At 44.6% G+C, this 552-nt stretch carries 1 protein-coding gene; it reads left to right on the top strand.

Annotated elements, in window-relative coordinates:
* On the top strand, positions 1 to 552 hold a 552-nt coding region (locus TW81_RS18615), incomplete at both ends, for an IS4 family transposase (RefSeq protein WP_045957240.1).

Genomic DNA, 552 nt, shown 5'->3' with positions numbered 1-552 from the left:
TGCTGAATCGTTGGCACCAGTCTGGTGTAGAAAGGCACTGGTTAATCCCAGCAAAAAAGGACCTGAACTATGAGGTAGTGCATCGCTCTGGAAAAAATGACTGCCGTATTCGTCTGAAAACTACGCCTCAATCTCGTAAGAAGCTCAGTGACTTACCAGAGTTCATTGAGGCAAGACTCGTCAGTAAAACGATAAAAGGCAAACCATATCGAATACTCACCTCAATGGTTGATGAGATGCGTTTTCCCGGTGAAGAAATCGCAGAACTCTATCGATACCGCTGGGAAATAGAGTTAGGTTACAGAGAGATGAAACAGTCGCTTTTAAACAGCGAATACACGCTCAGAAGTAAGAAGCCAGACATGATAGAGCAGGAATTATGGGGAATATTACTCTGCTACAACCTGATACGATTAGGAATGACTGCGGCAGCAAAAAAGCTAGATAGTGTCTGGCCTAATCAACTAAGCTTTACGAGTTGCTCAATGGCAATCACCCAGTTCTTTGCGACACTCCCTCTGACAAGTCCGGGTAACATCCCCAAGCATTATG

Origin of the sequence: Vibrio galatheae (assembly GCF_000967545.1) — a bacterium.
Classification (GTDB): domain Bacteria; phylum Pseudomonadota; class Gammaproteobacteria; order Enterobacterales; family Vibrionaceae; genus Vibrio; species Vibrio galatheae.
This window is presented reverse-complemented; position numbering and strand designations above follow the sequence as displayed.